Annotated in this window: 17 protein-coding genes; 7 read left to right on the forward strand and 10 right to left on the reverse strand. The window is 61.3% G+C overall.

Going from position 1 to position 22,497, the window contains the following annotated elements; translation table 11 throughout:
- Positions 1–105 precede the first annotated feature (105 nt).
- Both CSQ92_RS25690 and CSQ92_RS25695 read left to right on the forward strand, forming a co-directional pair.
- Positions 106–2,016 (forward strand): sensor histidine kinase, encoded by a 1,911-nt coding sequence (locus CSQ92_RS25690; protein WP_034781230.1) that lies wholly within the window; start codon positions 106–108, stop codon positions 2,014–2,016.
- On the forward strand, positions 2,009–3,352 hold the full coding sequence (locus tag CSQ92_RS25695) for a sigma-54-dependent transcriptional regulator (RefSeq protein WP_034781227.1): 1,344 nt from the start codon (positions 2,009–2,011) through the stop codon (positions 3,350–3,352). The genes CSQ92_RS25690 and CSQ92_RS25695 overlap by 8 nt, the downstream gene beginning before the upstream one ends.
- Here the strand turns inward: CSQ92_RS25695 and CSQ92_RS25700 are convergent, their stop codons facing one another.
- Complete coding sequence (locus CSQ92_RS25700; RefSeq protein WP_099395756.1) at positions 3,353–4,090, reverse strand: metallophosphoesterase family protein; 738 nt, start codon at positions 4,088–4,090, stop codon at positions 3,353–3,355.
- Positions 4,087–4,662 carry a GNAT family N-acetyltransferase gene (locus CSQ92_RS25705; protein WP_373606065.1) on the reverse strand — a complete coding sequence of 192 codons (576 nt, stop codon included), beginning with the start codon at positions 4,660–4,662 and terminating at the stop codon, positions 4,087–4,089. Before CSQ92_RS25705 ends, CSQ92_RS25700 begins: the two co-directional genes overlap by 4 nt.
- A gap of 168 nt (positions 4,663–4,830) precedes the next feature.
- Here CSQ92_RS25705 and CSQ92_RS25710 point away from each other — a divergent pair, with 168 nt between their 5' ends.
- Positions 4,831–5,679 (forward strand): MipA/OmpV family protein, encoded by an 849-nt coding sequence (locus CSQ92_RS25710; RefSeq protein ID WP_099390167.1) that lies wholly within the window; start codon positions 4,831–4,833, stop codon positions 5,677–5,679.
- Positions 5,680–5,685: 6 nt separating this feature from the next.
- On the opposite strand, the gene CSQ92_RS25715 is transcribed toward CSQ92_RS25710, so the two are convergent.
- Complete coding sequence (locus CSQ92_RS25715) at positions 5,686–6,195, reverse strand: GNAT family N-acetyltransferase (protein WP_143450435.1); 510 nt, start codon at positions 6,193–6,195, stop codon at positions 5,686–5,688.
- Between the two features lie 254 nt (positions 6,196–6,449).
- Here CSQ92_RS25715 and CSQ92_RS25720 point away from each other — a divergent pair, with 254 nt between their 5' ends.
- The 3 genes from CSQ92_RS25720 to CSQ92_RS25730 all read left to right on the forward strand — a co-directional run bounded on the left by CSQ92_RS25720 (position 6,450) and on the right by CSQ92_RS25730 (position 11,523).
- Positions 6,450–7,367: an ABC transporter ATP-binding protein gene (locus CSQ92_RS25720; RefSeq protein WP_099395758.1), complete on the forward strand. Its 918-nt coding sequence runs from the start codon at positions 6,450–6,452 to the stop codon at positions 7,365–7,367.
- 10 nt (positions 7,368–7,377) lie between these two features.
- Entirely contained in the window at positions 7,378–10,959 is a 3,582-nt protein-coding gene (locus CSQ92_RS25725; RefSeq protein WP_099395759.1) for an ABC transporter permease/M1 family aminopeptidase, read from the forward strand.
- Between the two features lie 135 nt (positions 10,960–11,094).
- The gene (locus CSQ92_RS25730) at positions 11,095–11,523 is read left to right on the forward strand and encodes a hypothetical protein (protein WP_099395760.1); all 429 of its coding nucleotides are present in this window, start codon (positions 11,095–11,097) and stop codon (positions 11,521–11,523) included.
- Between the two features lie 6 nt (positions 11,524–11,529).
- Here the strand turns inward: CSQ92_RS25730 and CSQ92_RS25735 are convergent, their stop codons facing one another.
- The 6 genes from CSQ92_RS25735 to ssb all read right to left on the reverse strand — a co-directional run bounded on the left by CSQ92_RS25735 (position 11,530) and on the right by ssb (position 16,995).
- Positions 11,530–12,798 (reverse strand): MFS transporter, encoded by a 1,269-nt coding sequence (locus CSQ92_RS25735; protein WP_176374355.1) that lies wholly within the window; start codon positions 12,796–12,798, stop codon positions 11,530–11,532.
- Positions 12,773–13,531 (reverse strand): nucleotidyltransferase domain-containing protein, encoded by a 759-nt coding sequence (locus tag CSQ92_RS28905; protein ID WP_143450436.1) that lies wholly within the window; start codon positions 13,529–13,531, stop codon positions 12,773–12,775. The genes CSQ92_RS25735 and CSQ92_RS28905 overlap by 26 nt, the downstream gene beginning before the upstream one ends.
- On the reverse strand, positions 13,528–14,613 hold the full coding sequence (locus tag CSQ92_RS25740) for a DUF455 family protein (RefSeq protein WP_099395762.1): 1,086 nt from the start codon (positions 14,611–14,613) through the stop codon (positions 13,528–13,530). Before CSQ92_RS25740 ends, CSQ92_RS28905 begins: the two co-directional genes overlap by 4 nt.
- Before the next feature lie 108 nt (positions 14,614–14,721).
- Positions 14,722–15,912 (reverse strand): hypothetical protein, encoded by a 1,191-nt coding sequence (locus tag CSQ92_RS25745; protein ID WP_139144537.1) that lies wholly within the window; start codon positions 15,910–15,912, stop codon positions 14,722–14,724.
- Between the two features lie 65 nt (positions 15,913–15,977).
- Entirely contained in the window at positions 15,978–16,202 is a 225-nt protein-coding gene (locus CSQ92_RS25750; protein ID WP_131688859.1) for a hypothetical protein, read from the reverse strand.
- Between the two features lie 283 nt (positions 16,203–16,485).
- Positions 16,486–16,995, reverse strand: a complete 510-nt coding sequence (gene ssb / locus CSQ92_RS25755) for a single-stranded DNA-binding protein (RefSeq protein WP_034781209.1) — start codon at positions 16,993–16,995, stop codon at positions 16,486–16,488.
- A 381-nt stretch (positions 16,996–17,376) separates the two neighbouring features.
- Here ssb and uvrA point away from each other — a divergent pair, with 381 nt between their 5' ends.
- Positions 17,377–20,226 (forward strand): excinuclease ABC subunit UvrA, encoded by a 2,850-nt coding sequence (uvrA, locus tag CSQ92_RS25760; protein WP_070258657.1) that lies wholly within the window; start codon positions 17,377–17,379, stop codon positions 20,224–20,226.
- Between the two features lie 185 nt (positions 20,227–20,411).
- On the opposite strand, the gene CSQ92_RS25765 is transcribed toward uvrA, so the two are convergent.
- Entirely contained in the window at positions 20,412–22,283 is a 1,872-nt protein-coding gene (locus CSQ92_RS25765) for a phosphoenolpyruvate carboxykinase (GTP) (protein WP_034781200.1), read from the reverse strand.
- Positions 22,284–22,497: the final 214 nt, after the last annotated feature.

Below are 22,497 nucleotides of genomic sequence, written 5' to 3' on the forward strand. Positions count from 1 at the left end.
GTGACATAGAAGTGTGAGCCGCCGGATGCATATCCGGCGGCTTTTTCTTTTTACGCAATATTTAAATGCGATACTGTGGGTTCTTGCAAGTTGGCAGCTGATTTTATGAATAGCAGTACTACGAAACCCTCCCTTTCCTGGCGCCAGCGCCTGTCGCAACGGTCGGGCCGCGAAACGCTGGCCTGGGGCGTGGTGCTGGCCGCCTGTCTGGCCACCGTCTGGCTCGTGTATTTCTGGACCGAACGCATCGCCATCGGCAAGCTGCAGGCCAGCGGTGCGCAACGCCTGGAAGTGTATGTCAGCAGCCTGGAAAATGCGCTGGAGAAATACGACTTCCTGCCCAAGACCCTGGAGCTGAACCGCGACGTGATTCGCCTGCTGCAGCACCCGGAAGACCCGGTGCTGGTCGATACGGTCAACCACTACCTCGAGCAGATGAATGACCAGGCAAAATCCTCGACCATTTTCATCAGCAACCTCGACGGCAACACGCGGGCCGCCAGCAACTGGCAGCAGCCCGACAGCTTTATTGGCGACAATATCTCGTTCCGCCCCTACGCCCAGGACGCGTTGCGCGGCACGCCGGGCCGCTTCTATGGCGTGGGCACGACGCGGCTGGAGCCCGGTTACTTCTTTGCCCACGGCATCTACCAGAATGGCCACATGCTGGGCCTGGCAACGGTGAAGGTGAACCTGGAAAACCTGGAAAAACGCTGGGTGCAAGGCGCCGACAAGGTCATGCTGGCCGACGAGCATGGCGTGATCTTCCTGAGCTCCATGGCGGACTGGAAGTACAAGACCCTGGCGCCGCTGTCGCCCGCGATCGTCGAGGAACTCAACCGCACGCGCCAGTATTATTCGAAGCAGCTCGCAGCCATCCCCTTCGTTTCCGACCGCCAGCTGGGCAATGGGGCGCGCGTGATCAGTGTGCGCGAACAGGAACATGCCGACACGCCACCGAAGATCAGTTCCAGCGTGATGACGCAGATCAAGCTCAAATCCCCGCAAGGCTGGACTTTTATTTATTTGTCCGACCTGGCGCAAGCGAAGGCCAGCGCGCGCGCTGCGGCCGCCTTCTCTTGCGTGCTGCTGGGCTTTTTCATGCTGCTGTTCTTTTACCTGCGCCAGCGCCGCGCGGCCGTGGCGCAAAAACTGCGCGCCCGCGAAGACCTGCAGCATGCCTATGACAACCTGGAAGCCATGGTCGAGGAACGCACCTCGGAACTCAATGCCATGACGCAAAGTCTGAGCCAGGAAATCGAGGTGCGCAGCAAGGCCGAGCAAAAGCTGCACATCACGCAAAACGAACTGTTTCAAGCAGGTAAGATGGCGGTGCTGGGACAAATGTCGGCCAGCATCACGCATGAACTCAACCAGCCACTGACGGCGCTGCGCACCATGTCCGACAATGCCGTCATCCTGCTGGAACGGGGACGGCTCGACGACGCGCGGCGCAATCTGGCGAAGATTTCGCAAATTGCGGCCAGGATGGGAACCATTACGGGCCAATTGAAGATTTTTGCGCGCAAGTCGACCACCAGCCTGACCTCCGTCTCGATCCCTACGGCAATCAGCAACGCCCTGTTCCTCGTCGAACGCCGGCTGCAGGTGGAAAATGTGCGTTTCACCCTGCAACTGCCGCCCGAAGACATTTTCGCCATGTGCGAAAGCAACCGCCTGGAGCAGGTGCTGGTGAACCTGTATGCCAATGCGCTCGACGCCATGAATGGCAGCGACGTGCGCAGCCTGCGCGTGGCCGTGGAATGCACGCCCGAGCACGTGCTGATCCACGTGGCCGACACGGGGCCCGGCTTGTCCACGGAAGTGTGCGAACACCTGTTCGAACCGTTCTTCACGACCAAGCCGCAAGGCCTGGGACTGGGCCTGGGACTGGCCATTTCCGAACAGATCACGCGCCAGTTCGGCGGCGTGCTGCGCGCCGAGAACGCCCCCGGCGGCGGCGCCATCTTCACCATCGAACTACAGATTGCAACGCAGGAGGAAAAACATGTTTGACGGCTTGAAGGTCTTGCTGGTCGAGGACGACCCCACCGTACGCGAGGGCAGCGAGCAGGCACTGCAGCTGGCCGGCCTGGACGTGCTGGCGTTTCACTCGGCCGAGCTGGCCTATAAACTGCTGACGCCGGATTTTCCCGGCATCGTGGTCAGCGACGTGCGCCTGCCCGGCATGAGCGGCCTGGAATTGCTGCAAGCGGTCAAGACACTCGATGCCAACCTGCCCGTGATCCTCGTCACGGGCCACGGCGACATCACGATGGCAGTGCACGCCATGCGCACGGGCGCCTACGATTTCATCGAAAAGCCGTATTCGTCCGAGCAACTGGTCGACGTCATCCTGCGCGCGCTGGAAACGCGGCGCCTGACCCTGGAAGTGCACAGCTTGCGCCGGCAACTGGAAGACGGCGGCGGCATCGAATCGCGGTTACTGGGTAATTCCGTGGCAATGCGCGACATACGGCGTTTGATCCTCGACGTTGCGGACGAACCGGCCGACGTGCTGATCTATGGCGACACGGGCACAGGCAAGGAAATGGTGGCCCGCTGCCTGCACGACTTCAGCCACCGCCGCAAGCACAACTTCGTCGCCGTGAACTGCGGCGCGATTCCGGAAAGCATATTTGAAAGCGAGGTCTTCGGCCACGAACCGGGCGCGTTTACGGGCGCGGCCAAGCGGCAGGTGGGCAAGATCGAGCACGCGGATCAAGGCACTTTTTTCCTCGACGAAATCGAAAGCCTGCCCCTGTCGCTGCAAGTCAAATTGCTGCGCGTGCTGCAGGAACGCTATATCGAGCGCCTGGGCTCGAACGTGCCCACGCCCGTCGACGTGCGCGTCATCGCGGCAGCCAAGCTGGACCTGGAAGACTTGTCGCAGCAACAGAAATTCCGCAGCGACCTGTACTACCGCCTGAATCTGATCGTGCTGCACCTGCCGCCGCTGCGCGAGCGGCGCGAGGATATTCCCATCCTGTTCGAGCACTTCGTGCTGGCCGCCGCCGCCCGCTACAACCGCGCCGCGCCCGTCGTCTCCAGCGCGCAGATGCGCAACCTGATGGCGCATTCCTGGCCCGGCAATGTGCGCGAGTTGCGCAATATCGCCGACCGCTTCGTGCTGGGCATCGCCGGTGGCGCCTCGAGCCTGCTGGCGGCCGGACTGGCCAGCCCCCTGTCGCTGGCGGAACAGGTCAACGGCTTCGAACGCGCGCTGATCGAACAGGAACTGCGCGCATATTCCGGCAACGTCAGCGAAGTGAGCACAGTGCTCGGCTTGCCGAAACAGACCTTGTATCACAAGATGCAGAAGTACAACCTGGTGGCGGAAGAGTTCCGCTAATCAGCCGACCCGGCCCGTGCGCAAGGGCGTGACCCAGTCGGGCCGCCCGTTCGCCAGCGCCAGCCGGGCCGCCTTTTCCCAGTCATATGCCACGGCATGCAACTGCGCCGTCCAGGCACCATCGCTTCCCTGTTCGGCGATGGCATAGCGCGCATGCGGCGTGCCGTTTTCCATCACGTGCGGATAACCATGGTCGTCGTCGTAGGCTTGCAAGCCCACGCTGCCCGGATTGACGATCAGCCGCCCATCGGGCAGGCGCACCTGGCGCGGCATGTGCGTATGGCCGCACAGGATCAAGGCAGCGTCCGTCATACCGGCCCGTTCGGCCACCTCCTCCGGTGTGGCGGCGCGGCTGCCGTGCGGTGTGACGCTGTCGAGAAAATACACGAGGTCGCTGTTGGGCGTGCCATGCACGAGCAGCACGTCCTGCCGCAGGCGCACGGTGGCGGGCAGCGCCGCGATCCAGTCCAGCTGCTGCGGCAGCAGTTGGGCGCGCGCATAGGCGTCCGAGACGCCCATGCGGGCCGGATCGCCCAGTAACTGGCGCTCGTGGTTGCCGCGGATGGTGGGCAGATCGAGCGCCATCAGACGCGCCGCCGTGGCGCGCGGCTGCAAATGGCCCGAAACGATATCGCCAAGGTTGACAGTCACGTCCACGCCACGCCGGGCGATGTCGTCCAGCACGGCCTCAAGCGCATCCAGGTTGCCGTGGATATCGGAAATAGCGGCGATTCTCATGTTACCTCCCTGTGCAACCATTCTGCACGCGTCAGACGATACAGGCAATGCGTGCGCAATGCATGTCCTGGCGGTAAGGCCGGATGCTCGAAAGTGCCGGCCTCGCGGCGCATGCCCAGACGCGCCATCAGCGCGCTCGAGCGCAAGTTGGGCAGCGCCGTAAACGCGACGATTTCCGGCAGCTGCAAGCGCTCGTAACCTGCCTGCAAGGCGGCCTGCGCCGCTTCCTGCGCGTAACCTTGTCCCCAGTAATCGAACGCCAGGCGCCAGCCGATTTCCACGCACGGCGAACATGGCAGTTGCGCAGCGGGAATATGCAAGCCCGTCATGCCGATGAAGGCATCGTTTTCTCGCAAGGCAACGGCCCATAAGCCCCAGCCCCGCTCGTCGATCAAGCCGCTACAGCGCCGCGCCATGGCGTCGCTGGCGTCGCGCGACAGGGCCGCCGGGAAATATGCCATCACGCGGGGATCGGCATTCAGGGCCGCGAACGGCGCCAGGTCGCTGTCGCGCCATTGCCGCAGCACCAGTCGCGGCGTCACCAGTTCCATGATTTCCTGCATCGTTTCCATCCCTTCCTTACCAGTCGTTACAGTGGATTTACCGGCGGTAGGACAAGTCCGACGGCCACTTGCGACGTGCGGCTACGTAATTTAAAAGTAACAATTGCTACCATTTCCTCATTGCACTGTTGCCCAAAGCGTCGCAACAGTTTTCACTTTATCTTGAGGAGTAGCCCCATGTTTGCCATGTCCGTGTCCACCCGCCTGTCCCCACCACGCCCGCACCACCTCGCCTTGCGCGGCGCCATGATGCTGGGCATGCTGGGCATTGCCACGGCCGCCGCCACGGCGCGGGCCGAACCGTCGCCCACCCTGGACCGTGTCAGCATTTCGGTGGGAGCGTTTTCCGCCGATCCGCGCATCAATGTCGGCGCCGACACGCAGTTTGGCCGCATCGACGCGCCCGAATCGAATCCCAGCCGCACCACCATTCCCCGCATCAAGGCCGAATTGCTGATCGGCGATCATCATGCCCTGGCATTCGACTACTACCGCTACGACAAATCCTACACGCCAACGCTGACCGGCCAGACCACCATCAATGGCCAGCCGGTTTCCGGCACCGCCAAGGCGGACGCCGACCTGAAGCTGGACCTGGCCAAGATGTCCTACCGCTGGTGGCTGGGCAGCGGCAACGACACCTTCGGCATCGGCCTGGGTGCCGCCTACTACAATGCCAACCTGAACGGCACGGCCACCGGCGTCGTCAATGGCGAAACGGCCACGGCGCGCGATTCCATCGGCGAGCACGCGTTCGCGCCGCTGCTGGAAGTAGGCTGGCGCCACGCCTTCACGCCGGACTTGCGCATGTATGCGGAAGCGTCGGGCATCAAGAAAAATGGCGGGCGCATCAATGGCCACATCTACGGCGGCAATATTGGCGTGGAATGGTTTCCGTTCAAGAACATTGGCTTCGTGGCCGATTACGGCATCTCGAAAATCAAGCTGCACCGCGACAGCGAACGCGATGCCGACTTAAACGTGCGCCTGACGGGGCCGTCGGCGTATGTGAAAGTGCGCTTCTAAACGAGTTCAAGCCGCCGGTTTCAGCAAAGTCAGCTGGAACTGCGGCAAGTCCGGATCGTCCCACGCCTCGACGCTGGCAAACGGCAGGCGCGCAAACGCCTGCCGCCAGAATGCGCAGGCAGCGGCATCGTCGCGAAACGTCGCCAACAGCCACGTCTGCGCGCTGTCCAGCAGCACGCGCCGCACCACTTCCAGCGCCACGCCCCGGCGCCGGTATTTCTTCAGGATGAAAAAGTCGCTGAACTCCTGCACGGCCAGCTCACCCGCCATGCCAGGCTCCGTGATGAAAAAACCGGCCAGTTCGCCATCGACCTCGATCCAGCTGGCCGTGTGGCCGGCGCCATGCACATACGACGCCAGCCCCGCATCGCACACCTCATAGCGGCCGTCGGCCAGCAGCGCCTCGCCGCTCCAGGCGGAATTGTCATAACAGTAGAGCTGGAACAGCTGCGCCAATGCGCCCTCTTCGCCCGGGGCAATGGCGCGCAATGCGATGACCTTGTTTATTGCATGCATGAAGAACTTTCCCGCACGATGGCGTTGATCCAGTCCGCGATCTTATCACCGTCACTCATCCCCGCCCTCCGGCATTTCATGCCTGCATTTCCTCCCTTGGTCGCAAAACCATTCTTTTCCTTTCAGTTGCATATACATTATTGTTTTTAAGTAACGTCCGCCATCGCGGCTGATAAAAACAAGGGTGATCCCCTTCCACAGGCCGGCAGGCATGCATCTGCCGGCTTTTAGACCCATGTCCTGGAGAGTGCTGCATGCTAAAGATCAAACAGCTGAACAAAACATATGCCAATGGCGTCAAGGCCATCAACAATGTCAGCCTGGAAATTCCCAATGGAATGTTCGGCTTGCTGGGGCCGAATGGCGCAGGCAAGTCTTCGCTGATGCGTACCATTGCGACATTGCAAGATCCCGATAGCGGCAGCATCCATTTCGACGGCGTCGATGTGTTGCAGGACAAGGCCGGCCTGCGCCGCCAGCTCGGCTATCTGCCGCAGGATTTCGGCGTGTATCCGAAGGTCAGCGCGGAAACCCTGCTCAACCACTTTGCCGTCTTGAAAGGCTTGACGGAAAAGGGGCCGCGCAAGGAGGCGGTGGAAGCCTTGTTGCAGCAAACCAATCTGTGGGAAGCGCGCAAGCGCAACCTGGGCACGTATTCGGGCGGCATGCGCCAGCGCTTCGGCATCGCCCAGGCACTGCTGGGCGCGCCGCGCCTGGTGATCGTCGACGAGCCCACTGCCGGCCTGGACCCGGACGAGCGCAACCGCTTCCTGAACCTGCTGGCAAAGATCGGCGAGCAGGTGGTGGTGATCCTGTCGACCCACATCGTCGACGACGTGACGGACCTGTGCCCGCGCATGGCCATGATCGTCAAGGGTCAAGTGCTGGTGCAGGGCGAACCGCAGGCGGCCATCGACACCTTGCACAACAAGGTGTGGCGCCGCAGCGTCAGCATGGAAGAACTGGCGCAGTACCAGCAGTCGCACAATGTGCTGTCGACGCGCCTGGTGGGCGGCAAACCGCAAATCAATGTGTATGCCGACAGCCAGCCCGACAGCGGCTTCGTGCAGATCGCTCCGGACCTGGAAGACGTGTACTTCCTGCACGTGCGCAACGCGGCCTGCGACGGCGCTGCCGTTCCCGCCGAGGCACCATCCGCCGTTGCGGCGTAAGGAGCACACCATGTGGAAGGAATTTTTCAAGTTTGACCTCGGCTATCAGCTGAAACAGCCGCTGCTGTGGGTATTTGCCGCCGTCATGGCCTTGATGGCCTTTGGCGCCAGCAGCAGCGATTCGATCCAGATCGGCGGCGCCATCGGCAATATCAACCGCAATGCGCCCACCGTGGTGGCGCAGATGCTGGGGATCTTCAGCCTGCTGGCGATGTTTCTCGTCACCGTCTTCATCGCCGGCGCCGTGTTGCGCGACAGCGAAGTCGGCATGGCCGACATGCTGTTCGCCACGCCCATGCGCAAGTGGGATTACCTGTTCGGCCGCTTCGGCGCCGGCTTCGTCGCCTGCCTGGTGATCTTTGTCGCCATCGCCCTGGCCACCATGCTGGGTCCCCTCATGCCATGGGTCGATCCCCAGCGCGTGGGCGCGTTCTCGCTGCACACCTATGCGTGGAGCTTCGCCGTCCTGGTCATCCCCAACCTGCTCTTCATCGGCGCCCTGCTGATGCTGCTGGCCGCCACCACGCGTTCGATGATGCTCGTCTACGTGGGCGTGCTGGGATTCTTCGTGCTGTGGGCCGTGGCCGGCGCCTTTACCCGCGACATCAACAACGAATGGCTTGCCGTCCTGCTCGACCCGTTCGGCGTGCGCGCCTTTGGCCGCATGACGCGCTACTTCACCTCCGCCGAATCGAACGCGGGCCTGCCGCCGTTTTCCGGTTTCCTGCTGGCCAACCGCTTGCTGTGGCTGGGCATCACGGCGCTGCTATTCCTCGCCACCGTCGTGCTGTTCAAGCCGCAGCGCACGGGGACGGGAAAACGCCTGTTCGGCAAGGCCAAGGCCGTGGCCGCCGCACCGGCCGTCACGGCGCCGCTGCACCTGCCGCGCAGCACTCCCGCATTTACCGCCGCGACAGCCTGGCGCCAGTGGTGGCACATCCTGCGCTTCGACGCCGCCGGCGTCTTCAAGAGCCTGCCCTTCCTCGTCATGCTGCTGTTCGGCATGATCAACCTGATCGCTGCCGCCAATGTCGACAAGAACATGTATGGCACGGCCGTGTATCCGATGACGCATTTGCTGTTGCAGCAAATCAGCAACAGCTTCAGCTTCCTCCTGATCATCATCGTCACCTTCTATGCAGGCGAGCTGATCTTCAAGGAACGACAAGCCAGGATCGCCGACGTCGGCGACGCCATGCCCGTGCCCGACTGGGTGCCCCTGCTGGCCAAATGCACGGCTTTAATCGGCGTCATCGCCGGCTACCTGCTGGCGGGCGTCCTCACGGCCATCGGCTTCCAGCTCGTCAAGGGAGGTGCGCCCGTGGAACTGGGACTGTACCTGCAAGGCACCTTGCTGGGTGCCCTCTTCTTCGTGCTGATGGGCTTGTGCGCCCTGACCCTGCAAGTGCTGTCGAACAACAAGTTCATCGGCTACCTGCTGGTGATAATGCTGATGGTGGCGCAAGCCGTGCAGGGCATGCTGCACTTCGAACACAAGCTGTACAACTTCGCCGCCACGCCGTCCATCAAGTATTCAGACATGAACGGCTATGGCCACTTCCTGACGGGCTGGGCCTGGTTTGCGCTGTACTGGAGCCTGTTTACCGTGGCCCTCGTCATGCTGGCGCAAGCGTTCTGGGTGCGCGGCCTGTCCAACGGCTGGCGGGCACGCGTGCGCCTGGCAGGCCAGCGATTGCAAGGCCGTACGGGTGCCGCGCTGGCAGCGGTGCTGCTGTGCTGGATAGGCACGGGCAGCTGGATCTTCTACAACACGAATGTGCTGAACCGGTACGAGACATCGAACATCGGCATGGACAAGCAGGCGCGCTACGAAAAATTGTACAAGCGGTACCAGCACTTGCCGCAGCCGAAGATCACGGAGGTCCAGGCCGACGTGGATATTTATCCTGAGCAACGCAAGGTGCTGATCAAGGGCCACTACGTGCTGCAAAACAAGACATCGCAAGCGCTCGACACCCTGCGCATCCAGCTCGACCCCGAGCTGAAAACGGCATGGCTGAACTTGCCCGCGCACAAGGTCGAACTGGACGACAAGGAACTCGGTTTCAGCATCCTCAAGCTGGCCCAGCCCCTGGCGCCCGGCGCCACGCTGCCGCTGGACTTCACGGTGGCCGTCACGCACCAGGGTTTCACCAACAGCGGCGCGCCGGACCAGCTCAACCTGAACGGCAGCTTCTTCAACAACCAGGCCTTTTTCCCCCACTTCGGCTATGCCAAGGAAATGGAATTGCTGGACCGCAATGAGCGCCGCAAGCGGGGCCTGGGCGAGCCGCAGCGCATGGCCAAGCTGGAAGACTCTTCCGCGTATGGCAACACGGTGCTGGGCGGCGATGCCGACTGGATCCATTTCGACACGACGGTGTCCACCAGCGGCGAGCAGATCGCCCTGGCGCCCGGCTATCTGCAAGGCAGCTGGGAAAAGGATGGCCGCCGCTACTACCGCTACAAGATGGACCAGCCGATGCTGCCCTTCTTTGCCTACCTGTCGGCGCGCTGGGAAGTCAAAAAAGGCGAGTGGCACGGCTTGCCGATCGAAATCTATGTCGACAAGAAACACGGCTACAACACGGACCGCATGATCACTTCCGTGCAAAAGTCGCTCGACTATTACACGACCCAATTCACGCCCTACCAGCACAAGCAGGTACGCATCCTGGAATTCCCCGGCTACCAGAGCTTTGCACAGTCGTTTGCCAATACGATTCCGTATTCGGAAGGCATCGGCTTCATCGCCGACCTGCGCGACAAGGATGACATCGACTATGTGTTCTACGTCACGGCACATGAAATGGCGCACCAGTGGTGGGGCCACCAGGTGATCGGCGCAAACGTGCAAGGCGCCAGCATGCTGATGGAATCGCTGTCGCAATACTCGGCTCTGATGGTGATGGAAAAGGAATATGGCCGCGACAAAATGCGCCGCTTCCTGCGCTATGAACTGGACCGCTACCTGAGCGGACGCGGCGGCGAAGCCATCGAGGAATTGCCGCTGGCGCGCGTGGAAGGACAGCAATACATCCACTACAACAAGGGCAGCCTGGTGTTCTACCGCCTGCGCGACGAGCTCGGCGAAGAGGCGCTGAACCGTGCCCTGAAACGCTATCTGCAGGACAAGGGCTACCAGCAGGCGCCGTTCACCACCTCGTCGGAATTGCTGGCGTACATCCGCGCCGAAGCGCCGCAGGACAAGCAAGCCCTGATCACGGACCTGTTCGAAAAGATCGTCTTCTACGACAACCGCGTCACGCAAGCGACGGCCGTCAAGCGCCCGGATGGCCAGTGGGATGTCACCATGCAGTTGCACCTGGCCAAACTGGAGTCCGACGGCAAGGGCAAGGAAAGCGCGCGCGCCTATGACGAGCCGGTGGAAATCGCCATCTTCGCGCGCGCGCCGGGCGCCAAGGAGAAAGATGAAAAAGTCGTGTTCACCGACAAGCGCATGTTGTCCGGCAGCGACCCGGTGATCACCATCACGGTGAAGGAAAAACCGTTTGAAGTGGGTGTCGATCCGTACAACAAGATGATCGACCGGGTCTCGCGCGATAACCGCAAGGAAGTCAGTTTCAATTAAGGCTTGCGTCAACGTGCTTGACGCAACGCAAACCGGCCGCGCCTTCGACCAGTGCGCGGCCGGTTTTTGTGCCTGGCGTAAGATGGCAAGCGTCGCCAGCAACCGTGCTGGTGTCCACTTCAAGGGGAAAACCGCATGCCGCATCGTCCACTGCCCATCCGCGCCAGCCTGCTGCTGGCGGCACTCGTCTTTGCCACGCCCGCCTGGAGCGCCGATCCCATCCACAAGGAAAGCGTGACGTTGACGGCGAACCAGGCCACGCATACGGTCAAGGGCAAGATCAAGGGCTACGCCACGGCCGAATACACGGTGTCAGGCAAGGCGGGACAGACCCTCAGCGTCAAGCTGAAAACCAATCAGCCATCGAACTACTTCAACCTCCGCCAGCCAGGCCAGGATGAAGCCCTGTTCATCGGCTCGACCAGCGGCAACACTTACCAGGCGGCACTGCCGGCCGATGGCGAGTACACGGTGCAGGTGTATTTGATGCGCAATGCGGCGCGCAGGAATGCGGTGGCGAATTACAGCCTGGAAATGAGCATCAAAGAAGCCGCAGCGCATTGATGCGCATCATGCCGGCTTGCTGCCAGCCGAGTATTTACTGGCAGCGATCGCCAGGCAGGCGGCCAGCAACAGGATGGCGGCCAGGACAAATGCCGCACCGCTGTCGTGGCTGGCAGGATCAACGGCGACCAGCATGGCGAACAGGGCCGGTGTCGCCAGCCCCGCCAGGCTGCCGGCACTCTTGACGGCGCCCTGCAGCCAGCCCTGCTGCCGCGCCGATACGGCACTGGTCAGCAGACCCTGCAGGGCCGGGTTGGCCATCTCTCCCACGCCGAGCAGGAAAATGGCCAAATATGCCCCCGCCGACTGGCGCGACAGGGCAAGGCACAGGAAGCCGGCACAGCAGCCGGCATAGGCCAGCATGGCCGTGCGCCGCGGGCCGTATCGTGTCATCAGAAACGGTGCACATTTCATCTGCGCCACGCCGCCCCAGCCTGCCAGCACGGCAAGCATCAAGCCGACCTGGGTCGAGTCCCAGCCATACCGCTGTTGCGTGTAAAACACGAACGCCACGGAAATCGACCAGTGCGCGCTGGCCACCAGCAGATACGCGAGCGTCAGGAAACGCAGTTCGGGACGCCTGGCCAGCTCGAACACGGCACCGAATGGATTGCTCATGCGCCAGCTGACGGGAACGCGCTTGTCCGGCGGCAAAGACTCGGGCAAGACCAGCACGCCATACAGGAGATTGCCGAGCGACAGCCAGCCGGCAAGGTAAAAGGGTAAGCGCACATCGATATTGCCCAGCCAGCCGCCCAGGGCCGGCCCCGCCACCAGTCCCATGCTGTACGCCGCCCCCATCGAGGCAAACGCGCGGGTGCGCGCGGCGCCTTCGGAACAGTCCGCAATAAATGCATAGGCGATACCAAAGCTGGAGGCGGTGATGCCGCACAAGATACGCCCCAGCACCAATTGGCCCAGCGTTTCAGTATCCGCCAGGCAAAAGAAATACACGGCCACGCCCAGGTTCGACAATAACAGCAGCGGGCGCCGGCCAAAGCGGTCCGACAATGCTCCCAGCAGTGGCAAGGCAAACATTTGCGACAGCGAAAACAGCATCCCCAGATAACCGAGCCATAACACGGGCTGGGCGGGACTGTCCCTCAATTGCAGCAACAGGCGCGGCAAGACAGGGGCCACCAGTCCCGCGCACAGGACGTCGATCAGGACGGTCATGAAGACCAGCGGAAAACCGAACAGCTGTACCGGACGGCCCTGCACCGTGCGCATCAACACAGTGCCAGCCGTCTCAGGCGGCAAGCGCGGGCGTGTCACTCTTCCATTCCGCGGGCGCATGCAAGGCATACCCGTCGAGCAAAGGTCCGCCATACGGCTGCAGCGCACGCGCGACCAGGCCGCCAAACGCCTGCTTGCCGGCGGGTGGATCGAGCAGGGTCGCGCGCATGGCGGCATGCAGGTCATCCGCAATCGACGGGCTATGGGCCCTGAGCCGGCGCGCCAGATGCTTGCCGACGCCGCTCCACGCGCCCCCGGCACGCAGCACGAAATTGGCCAGCACATCGTACAGCTTGGTGGCGATCGCCAGTGTTTCCTCGGCTACCGTGCTGTCAACGAGGTCTTCCAGCAAGGTCGTGATTTCATAGCGCCGGCTGGCCAGGGCATCGGGCGTCAGCGCTGGCGGGCCTTCATCGTAAATGGCTTGCGCCAGCTGGTACAGGGCGACGGACGCGCTCGTCTGCGGCAAGAGATTTCTGCCCTCGATGACCATCATCGCCATCGGGATCCGGCCACCGGGACGGTCCATCTTGCGGCAAAAGTAATCGAAGGAGCGCAAGTCATGGCCATACAATTCCACCGTCTGCTGGCCCAGCTTGAGCGTCTCGCGCCAGGCATGCGGCACGTTCTCGAACAGGATCAGAAGGTCGATATCCGAGGTGGCCGTTCCCTGGCCGCGCGCGATGGAACCGCCGATGATCGCCGCCTGGGCATGCGGATAGGCGGGCAGGATGTGTTGTTCCACCAACTGGCGGGCTGCGTCGAAATTCATTCCATCATCCCCTGCAGATCAGGTAACTCCACCGCTTGCGAACGGTCCCGCTGGCGTTCGATTTCCGTCGCGCTGAAACCGACATACTGGCGCGCGGCGGCATTGAAAAACCGCCCGCCGATCACGCTCACCTTGGACGACTCTTCCAAGGTGCGCAAACGCGGCACGGCCTGCGCACCGAGCAGGGTATGAAAACTGGCCAGGCCATTCTTCACGTGGTTGACCTCGTCGATATAAATGCATTCATGCAGCAGGGAAATATCAGCGCGCCCGATGGCACGGTACAGCTCCGCATAGTACAGGTCGGCGCCCAGCGAAAAGCCTTCGCCGATCACTTGCTCGAGGCCGATGCAGTCTGCCGCATTCTGCGCCGCCCGGCAACTTTTCCAGATGCCCAGGGATACTGGCGTTTCGCCGATGCGGCCCCCCTCATTCGCCAATGCGCCCAGCAGCAGCTGCGCGTGGCGGAATTCTTCAGCGCACTGCAGGGTCAGCGATTCGGCCACGGCGCCCGGCAACTCCGGGAATCGCAGCACCAGCATGGCGCACACTTCGCCGGCGCATACTTCCACATTGAAAATCTGCTGGTGCAATTTCCTGCGCGGATAATCACGGTCCAGCTCATAGCGCACGTAGTCGACGATCTCCAGCTGCTCGGGGCGCCCGGGCAGCTCGGGACAATCCCACTGCGCCGGCAGCACCTGGCCTTCGAGGCGCTGGCAGCCGCTCTGCATGGCAGGCAGTAACCACAAGACCTTCTGTGCCGCCAGCTCGCTCTTGACCCACAAGCCGAGCGAGGCGAGCGCCTGCATGCTGTGCCGGAGGGCGGCGAAATGCGCGTCGATGTGCACGCCCTCGTCCCCGCCATGCGGGGCGCCTGGCGCTTCGCCCAGGGCAAAGCTCTGGCAGCAATCCTGTAACGTCGACAGTGCCTGCTGCGCCGCATGCAAGGTCATGGACCACGCGATCTTGCCAGCCACCTCGCGTTCCGTAATCAACGCGTGCGCCGAGGCGTTCCGGATGGCCGCGAGGGCGTGGGCGGCGGCAGCCAGGTGTGCCGTGTGTTCTTTGATGACGGACATATCATTCCCAACGGTAGCTAATGGAGTATCAACAGCATCTGAACAACCGTGGCGCGCGGCAATGCGAAGGATGCCCGGGGCAAGGCGCGCCAGCGGTTGTCCGGCAGGCTAGGCGGTGGTACGCAACATCCTGAGGAAGCGCTCCCTCAGTGCCCAGTTCACGGGCTCGAGCGTCTCATAGCCCAGCACCTCATCCACAGGGAACACCGTCTCCCCGGCAGAACCTTCCTTTGCCGCCCAGCGCAACATTTTCTCGGGCAAGCCAGGAAACGCCGACGCCATCCAGTACGCCATCGAATAGTATGCGTTGCGTCCCTCCGCATAGCCGGGATAACGGTCTGCGTAATTCGAGAACGAATACTTGGGGAAGCAGCCATCGATGATTTTCTTGGGCGTCATCCACAGGGGATAGACGAGGGTGACGTCGCCGATCGGACGGGCCGGCAGGGGCAATAAACGGCGTTCCGTCGCCATGATCGCGAACATCTCGCCCAGCAAGTCTTCGAAATTCAGGCCGGTGGCGATGAATTTCGCATCGAGCGATTTGGCCACGCTCGTCAGTACGCGCCGGATGATCAGGGTGCCGAGGAATTCGAAATCATCGTCGGGAAATTCCCGGGCAAACCGGTCCGTGATGCCCAGGCCGCCAGCGCTGGCGCCGAGTATCGCTTTCGATTCTTCTTCCGATACCACGGTCAGCGGCAGATTGTAGGCCTGCGCCAGCTCGCGCGCGCGCGGAACGCCGGAATTCCACTCGCCCGGTCCTTCGATAATGACCGGATGGATGTCAATAGGGAACTCGTCAAATTGCGACAGGGCATACAGCAGGGCATTGCTGTCGCCTCCGCCACTCACGCCGACCACCAGCTTGTCGCCAGGCGACAGGGTGTCGCGCAGCGTTTGCGCCACGGCATCGCGCACGGCCAGCTTGCACTCGTTCGACGAGAGGCGTTTCAGGATATTCGGGCCGCCCTTTGCCGCGCCGTTGGCGTAGATATATTCGGCAACGGCTTCTTCATTGTTGGCTGGCGGGGAAACCTGCAAGGTGTTGTTGGTGTGCAGGAAAGGATCAATATTTCTTTGAAAAAATGCAAAGACTTGCCGGTCCGGCGGAATCGAACTGCCAGTTTCACTCAGGCAAGGAAAAAGGGTATAGGCGCCGGATGGGTCGCGCAGATAGGTCGCCACCGCCGTCCAGGGCACATGATTGCGCGCCAGGGCATCGAGCACGCGCTCGTCTTCGCCGATGTCAAAACTGGATGTTCCATGGGTCGTTACTACAATTAATTCTCGATTCATTGAGCTTCCCTCGGATAAAGCCCAAGGCGGGCTAGGCCTAGCACCACCTTGGGCACAGTCAGTGATTACATCGACGACAGTACGGTGCTCGGGCCAACGATGCACTCGAGGTTGTTGCGCGAGCATTTCGGAGCGGCGCCGTGCATGCGGCTGTTTTCCAGCGCGGCAATATCCAGTGCGGCAACGGCGACATTGCTGGCAGGAGCGATATCGCGGCTGGCGCGTTTCAGGGAATAGCCAGAGGTATTGAAAGACCCGGTACCATGAACCACTTGAGTGTTACTAATCATAAGTTTCTCCTTGAGTGATGGACCTGCGCTCGGAACCGCAAAAAATGCACGCTTCCGGCCACCGGCAAAGGGCGGCGTAGATTATTTTATAAGCTTTCATCTACGACATTCTCTCGTTTTGTCACCACCGGGCAGTAAACTGTATCGACAGCGGTTTTGGCTCCCTCAAACAATAGTGCGCTTCGGCCTGTGCGCTAGACGTGCGCGCTTGTGCCGCGCCAAAGAAAAATGCCCTGCACATCAAGGATGTGCAGGGCATTGCTGATGACATGATGTGTTCCGATCAGAACGGGATGTCGTCGTCCATATCCGAGAAGTTCGGTGCTGGCTTCGGTGCCGGGCGTGGCGCCGGTGCCGGGGCTGGGCGCGGAGCCGGTGCCTGGCGCGGGGCCGGGGCTTCGTAGCCGCCGCCACCGCCGTAGCTGTCATCGCCACCGCCGGCGTCGCCGCCCATGCCGGAACGGCCGCCCAGCATTTGCATCTGTTCCGCGATGATGTCGGTTGCGTACTTCTCGACGCCGTCCTTGTCCGTGTATTTACGGGTTTGCAGACGGCCTTCGACGTAGACGGACGAACCTTTTTTCAGGTATTGGCCGACGATTTCCGCCAGGCGGCCGAAGAACGAGATACGGTGCCACTCTGTCAATTCTTTTTGTTCGCCCGTGTTGCGGTCCTTCGATTTGTACGAAGTGGCCACGGCGATGTTGGCGATCGCGTCGCCGCTAGGCATGTAGCGGATTTCCGGGTCACGGCCCAGATTGCCGACGATGATGACTTTGTTGACTGATGCCATGAATAACTCCTGATGAACTGCGGCGGGAGCCCGTGTCCCGCGCGTTAGTTTAGTGTACTAAACGAGGATTATAAGCGACCACGCGGCGCAAAGCACCCGCTTTCTGGCGGACGCCCTCTGCCGTGCGGCAGCACGTTTTTTTCACGGCAGGTGAAAACAAGAAACTTGAATACTGGTATTATATACAGTGTTTAAACGTCTGCACGCATCTGTATCAAACTTTGTCAGGGCACGTTCGCCTGGCGGCGCAATCCGCCCGTGGCTGCCCCAGGCATGCAGAGCAAAACCCGGCTATAGTTACAGGTTGACCCGTTGTGGCTCCTCATCCGCACCCAGGCACAATGCGCCGGCCGCACCACTCACTGAAAGCAAGGCAATCACATGGAACAGATCCGCATTCGCGGCGCTCGCACGCATAACCTCAAGAATATCAATCTCGATTTGCCGCGCAATAAGCTGATCGTGATTACCGGCTTGTCCGGCTCCGGCAAGTCTTCGCTGGCCTTCGACACCTTGTACGCGGAAGGGCAGCGCCGCTATGTCGAATCGCTGTCGGCCTATGCGCGCCAGTTCCTGCAATTGATGGAAAAACCCGACGTCGACCTGATCGAGGGCCTATCCCCCGCCATCTCCATCGAACAGAAGGCAACTTCGCACAACCCGCGCTCGACGGTGGGCACCGTGACGGAAATCCACGATTATCTGCGCCTGCTGTATGCGCGCGTGGGCACACCCTACTGCCCCGACCACCCGGAAAACGCGCTGGCGGCCCAGTCCGTATCGCAAATGGTCGATGCCGTGCTGGCCATGCCGGAAGACACCAAGCTGATGATACTGGCGCCCGTCGTCGCCAACCGCAAAGGCGAACATGTCGACCTGTTCGAGCAGATGCAGGCGCAGGGCTTCGTGCGCTTTCGCGTGCAGAGCGGCACGCATGCGGCCAAGATCTATGAAGTCGATGACCTCCCGAAACTGAAGAAAACGGAAAAACACACGATCGACGTCGTCATCGACCGGGTCAAGGTGAACCAGGAGATCAAGCAGCGCCTGGCGGAAAGTTTCGAGACGGCCCTGCGTCTGGCCGATGGCCGCGCCATTGCCTACGAAATGGATACCGCCCAAGAACACGTGTACTCCAACAAGTTTGCCTGCAATGTGTGTGGCTATTCCCTGCAGGAACTGGAACCGCGTCTGTTCTCGTTCAACAACCCCATGGGCGCCTGCCCCGAATGCGACGGCCTGGGACACATTGAATTCTTTGACCCGAAACGCATCGTCGCGTTCCCGAACCTGTCGCTCGCTTCCGGCGCCGTCAAGGGCTGGGACCGCCGCAACCAGTTTTACTTCCAGATGCTGTCGAACCTGGCCGCGTATTACGAGTTCGACCTGGACATGCCGTTCGAGCAGCTGGACTTGAACTCACAGCAAGCCGTGTTGTACGGTTCCGGCAAGCAAGTGATTCCGTTTAGCTATGTCAACGAACGGGGCCGCACCGTCATCAAGGAACACACGTTCGAAGGGGTGGTCAACAATCTGCAGCGCCGCTACCGCGAGACGGATTCGATGGCCGTCAAGGAAGAGCTGGCCAAGTTCATCAATGAAAAATGCTGCCCCTCATGCGATGGCGCGCGACTGCGCGTGGAAGCGCGCTTCGTCAAGGTCGGCACGGGCAAGCAGCAACGGGCCATCTATGAAGTGGCGGAAAAGCCGTTGCGCGAGACGCTGGAATTCTTTGAAAAACTGAAACTGACGGGCGCCAAGAAAGAGATCGCCGACAGGGTCGTCAAGGAAATCATTTCGCGCCTGAAATTCCTCAACAACGTGGGCCTCGACTACCTGTCGCTGGACCGCAGCGCCGACACGCTTTCCGGCGGCGAAGCACAACGCATCCGCCTCGCATCGCAAATCGGCTCCGGTTTGACGGGCGTCATGTATGTGCTCGATGAACCGTCGATCGGCTTGCACCAGCGCGATAATGACCGCCTGATCGAAACACTGAAACACTTGCGCGACATCGGCAACAGCGTACTGGTGGTCGAGCATGACGAAGACGCCATCCGCACGGCCGACTATATCGTCGACATGGGCATCGGCGCGGGCGTGCACGGCGGCGAAATCATCGCCGAAGGCACCCTGCCCGAGATCTTGAAGAACAAGAAATCGCTGACGGCGCAATACCTGAACGGCAAGCTGAAAATCGCCGTGCCCGCCAAGCGCCACGCCAGCAATCCGGAAAAACAACTGGTCATTACTGGCGCGACGGGCAACAACCTGAAAAAGGTGTCGCTGAGCTTGCCGGTGGGCTTGATGACCTGCGTGACGGGCGTGTCCGGTTCAGGCAAATCGTCGCTGGTCAACGATACCCTGTATCCTGCCCTGTCGCGCCATTTGTATGGTTCGCAGACGGAACCGGCGCCGCACGATTCGATCAGCGGCCTCGAGCATTTCGACAAGGTCATTTCCGTCGACCAGGCACCGATCGGCCGCACGCCACGTTCGAATCCGGCCACCTACACGGGATTGTTTACGCCGATCCGCGACCTGTTCTCCACCGTGCCGACAGCCAAGGAACGCGGTTACAGCGCGGGCCGCTTCTCGTTCAACGTCAAGGGCGGACGCTGCGAAGCGTGCCAGGGCGATGGCGTGATCAAGGTCGAGATGCATTTCTTGCCCGACGTCTACGTGCCATGCGACGTCTGCCACGGCAAGCGCTACAACCGCGAAACCCTGGAAGTGCAATACAAGGGCAAGAACATCACGGAAGTGCTGGGCATGACGGTGGAAGAGGCGCATGAATTCTTCAAGCCGGTGCCACTGATCGCGCGCAAGCTGCAAACCCTGCTCGACGTGGGCCTCGGCTACATCAAGCTGGGCCAGAGCGCCACCACCCTGTCCGGCGGCGAAGCGCAGCGCGTGAAATTGTCGCTGGAACTGTCCAAGCGCGACACGGGCCGCACCCTGTACATCCTCGATGAACCGACGACGGGCTTGCACTTCCACGATATCGACTTGCTGCTGAAAGTCATCCACCGCCTGCGCGACCAGGGCAACACCCTCGTCATCATCGAGCACAACCTCGACGTCATCAAGACGGCCGACTGGATCGTCGACCTGGGTCCCGAAGGCGGCGCCGGCGGCGGGCAGATCATCGCCACGGGCACGCCGGAAGACGTGTCACTGAACCCGGCCAGCGTGACGGGCAAGTACCTGGGACCGCTGCTGAAGCAGTAACGACGGCAGCGCAATAAAAAACGGCGCGGATTGCTCATGCAATCCGCGCCGTTTCTCTTTTTGCTAGCACCCCAGTCATTGCCGGCGTGTCATTTATCGCACGCCAGTCTTTGCCGGCGTGTTTCTCCCCCACTACAACTCTCCACACCTGACAAGCTTGTCAGGCGCGCTTTACGCTAACTTATTTATGCACTCAGCCGCTTTTCCAGCGCAGCCTTGTTATCTGCCAATTCTTGCGGCAGATGATACGCGAGTTTTTCAAACAACTCCGTATGCAATTTCAATTCTTCCACCCACGCGGCCTTGTCGATCGAGGTGATGGTGTCGAACTGTTCCTGCGTGAATGGCAAGCCATCCCAGTTCAGGTCGCCATACTGCGGTGTCGTGCCGAACAGGTTTTCCACGCCGCCCGCCTTGCCTTCGATACGCTCGAGCATCCATTTCAGCACGCGCATATTGTCGCCAAAGCCAGGCCAGACGAATTTGCCTGCCTCGTCCGTACGGAACCAGTTGACGCAGTAGATCTTCGGCAGGGCGGCCGGGTTGACCTTGCCCACCTTGACGCCCATGTCCAGCCAGTGCTGGAAGTAATCGCTCATGTTATAGCCGATAAACGGCAACATGGCAAATGGATCGCGGCGCACGACGCCCATCTGGCCCACGGCGGCGGCCGTCGTTTCCGAGCCCATGGTGGCGGCCATGTAGACGCCTTCAACCCAGTTGCGCGCTTCCGTGACCAGCGGCACGGTGGTCGAGCGGCGGCCGCCGAAGATGAAGGCCGAGATCGGCACGCCGGCCGGATCGTCCCAGGCAGCGTCAATCACCGGGTTTTGCGTAGCAGCAACAGTGAAGCGCGCGTTCGGGTGCGCCGCCTTGGTGCCGGACGCAGGCGTCCAGTCCTTGCCCTGCCAATCGATCAGGTGGCTTGGTGCTTCCTTGGTCAAGCCTTCCCACCAGACGTCGCCATCGTCCGTCAGCGCCACGTTGGTGAAGATCGTGTTGTCGCGCATGGACGCCATGCAGTTGTAATTGGTTTTTTCGTTCGTGCCCGGCGCCACGCCAAAGTAGCCCGCTTCCGGGTTGATGGCGTACAGGCGGCCATCCGCGCCCGGCTTGATCCAGGCGATATCGTCGCCGATGGTAGTCACTTTCCAGCCGTTAAAACTTGCCGGCGGGATCAGCATGGCGAAGTTGGTCTTGCCGCAAGCGGACGGGAACGCTGCCGCCACGTAGTGTTTCTTGCCTTCCGGCGATTCCACGCCGAGGATCAGCATGTGTTCGGCCAGCCAGCCGGGATTGTTATCGGCCGATTGCGCTTCCTGGTAGCCCATGTTCGAGGCGATGCGCAGGGCGAAACATTTCTTGCCCAGCAAGGCGTTGCCGCCGTAGCCCGAACCGAAGGACCAGATTTCACGCGTTTCCGGGAAATGCACGATGTATTTGGTGCTGTTGCACGGCCATTTCACGTCGGCCTGGCCGGCGGCCAGCGGTGCGCCCACGCTGTGCACGCATGGCACGAATGCGCCATCGGTGCCCAGCACGTCGTACACGGCACGGCCCATGCGGGTCATGATCTTCATGTTGACGGCGACATAAGGCGAATCGGACAGTTCCACGCCGATGTGCGCGATTGGCGAGCCCAGCGGGCCCATCGAGAAGGGCACTACGTACATGGTGCGGCCGCGCATGCAGCCATCGAACAGGCCGTTCAAGGTATGGCGCATTTCGCCGGGCTCGGTCCAGTTATTCGTCGGGCCGGCCGCTTCTTTCGTTGCCGAGCAGATATACGTGCGGTCTTCGACGCGGGCCACGTCGCTCGGGTCGGAGCAGGCCAGGTAGGAATTCGGGCGCTTTTGCGCATTCAGTTTTTTCATGGTGCCACTGGCAACCATTTCGGCGCACAGGCGCTCGTACTCTTCTTGCGAACCATCGCACCAGTAGATGCGCTCTGGCTTGGTCAGCGCAGCAATGTCGGCCACCCAGTTGATCAGTTTCTGTTGTTTAATATAAGCTGGGACGTTGAGTGCGGCGACGCCACCCATGACGGGCTGATTCATATTACCTCCAATACCAATAAAAGAAATTCTGGTCGTTCTGCAAGACAGGCAGCATCGTTGAGAGGTGGCTGCGGCTCACTGCGGGCGGCGTGTTCACGCGGGCAGGGCTCTGGTGTCGTGTCAGCCGCGGCGTTCGCGCCAGCGGCATTTACCTGGATCATGCTCCCAGGCTGCAAGAACAGTTTGCGCTATAACTATAATCAGGAAGCTTCAA

This window comes from Janthinobacterium sp. BJB446 (genome assembly GCF_002735655.1).
In the GTDB taxonomy this organism is placed as follows: domain Bacteria; phylum Pseudomonadota; class Gammaproteobacteria; order Burkholderiales; family Burkholderiaceae_D; genus Janthinobacterium; species Janthinobacterium lividum.

Excerpts from the sequence above, each read along its gene's own strand:
- CSQ92_RS25765 (WP_034781200.1), bottom strand. The coding sequence starts at position 22,283 with ATGAATCAGCCCGTCATGGGTGGCGTCGCCGCACTCAACGTCCCAGCT.
- CSQ92_RS25745 (WP_139144537.1), bottom strand. The coding sequence starts at position 15,912 with ATGAATCGAGAATTAATTGTAGTAACGACCCATGGAACATCCAGTTTT.
- ssb (WP_034781209.1), bottom strand. The coding sequence starts at position 16,995 with ATGGCATCAGTCAACAAAGTCATCATCGTCGGCAATCTGGGCCGTGAC.
- CSQ92_RS25740 (WP_099395762.1), bottom strand. The coding sequence starts at position 14,613 with ATGTCCGTCATCAAAGAACACACGGCACACCTGGCTGCCGCCGCCCAC.
- CSQ92_RS25725 (WP_099395759.1), top strand. The coding sequence starts at position 7,378 with ATGTGGAAGGAATTTTTCAAGTTTGACCTCGGCTATCAGCTGAAACAG.
- CSQ92_RS25720 (WP_099395758.1), top strand. The coding sequence starts at position 6,450 with ATGCTAAAGATCAAACAGCTGAACAAAACATATGCCAATGGCGTCAAG.
- CSQ92_RS25705 (WP_373606065.1), bottom strand. The coding sequence starts at position 4,662 with ATGGAAACGATGCAGGAAATCATGGAACTGGTGACGCCGCGACTGGTG.
- uvrA (WP_070258657.1), top strand. The coding sequence starts at position 17,377 with ATGGAACAGATCCGCATTCGCGGCGCTCGCACGCATAACCTCAAGAAT.
- CSQ92_RS25695 (WP_034781227.1), top strand. The coding sequence starts at position 2,009 with ATGTTTGACGGCTTGAAGGTCTTGCTGGTCGAGGACGACCCCACCGTA.
- CSQ92_RS25710 (WP_099390167.1), top strand. The coding sequence starts at position 4,831 with ATGTTTGCCATGTCCGTGTCCACCCGCCTGTCCCCACCACGCCCGCAC.
- CSQ92_RS25700 (WP_099395756.1), bottom strand. The coding sequence starts at position 4,090 with ATGAGAATCGCCGCTATTTCCGATATCCACGGCAACCTGGATGCGCTT.
- CSQ92_RS28905 (WP_143450436.1), bottom strand. The coding sequence starts at position 13,531 with ATGAATTTCGACGCAGCCCGCCAGTTGGTGGAACAACACATCCTGCCC.
- CSQ92_RS25750 (WP_131688859.1), bottom strand. The coding sequence starts at position 16,202 with ATGATTAGTAACACTCAAGTGGTTCATGGTACCGGGTCTTTCAATACC.
- CSQ92_RS25730 (WP_099395760.1), top strand. The coding sequence starts at position 11,095 with ATGCCGCATCGTCCACTGCCCATCCGCGCCAGCCTGCTGCTGGCGGCA.
- CSQ92_RS25715 (WP_143450435.1), bottom strand. The coding sequence starts at position 6,195 with ATGCATGCAATAAACAAGGTCATCGCATTGCGCGCCATTGCCCCGGGC.
- CSQ92_RS25690 (WP_034781230.1), top strand. The coding sequence starts at position 106 with ATGAATAGCAGTACTACGAAACCCTCCCTTTCCTGGCGCCAGCGCCTG.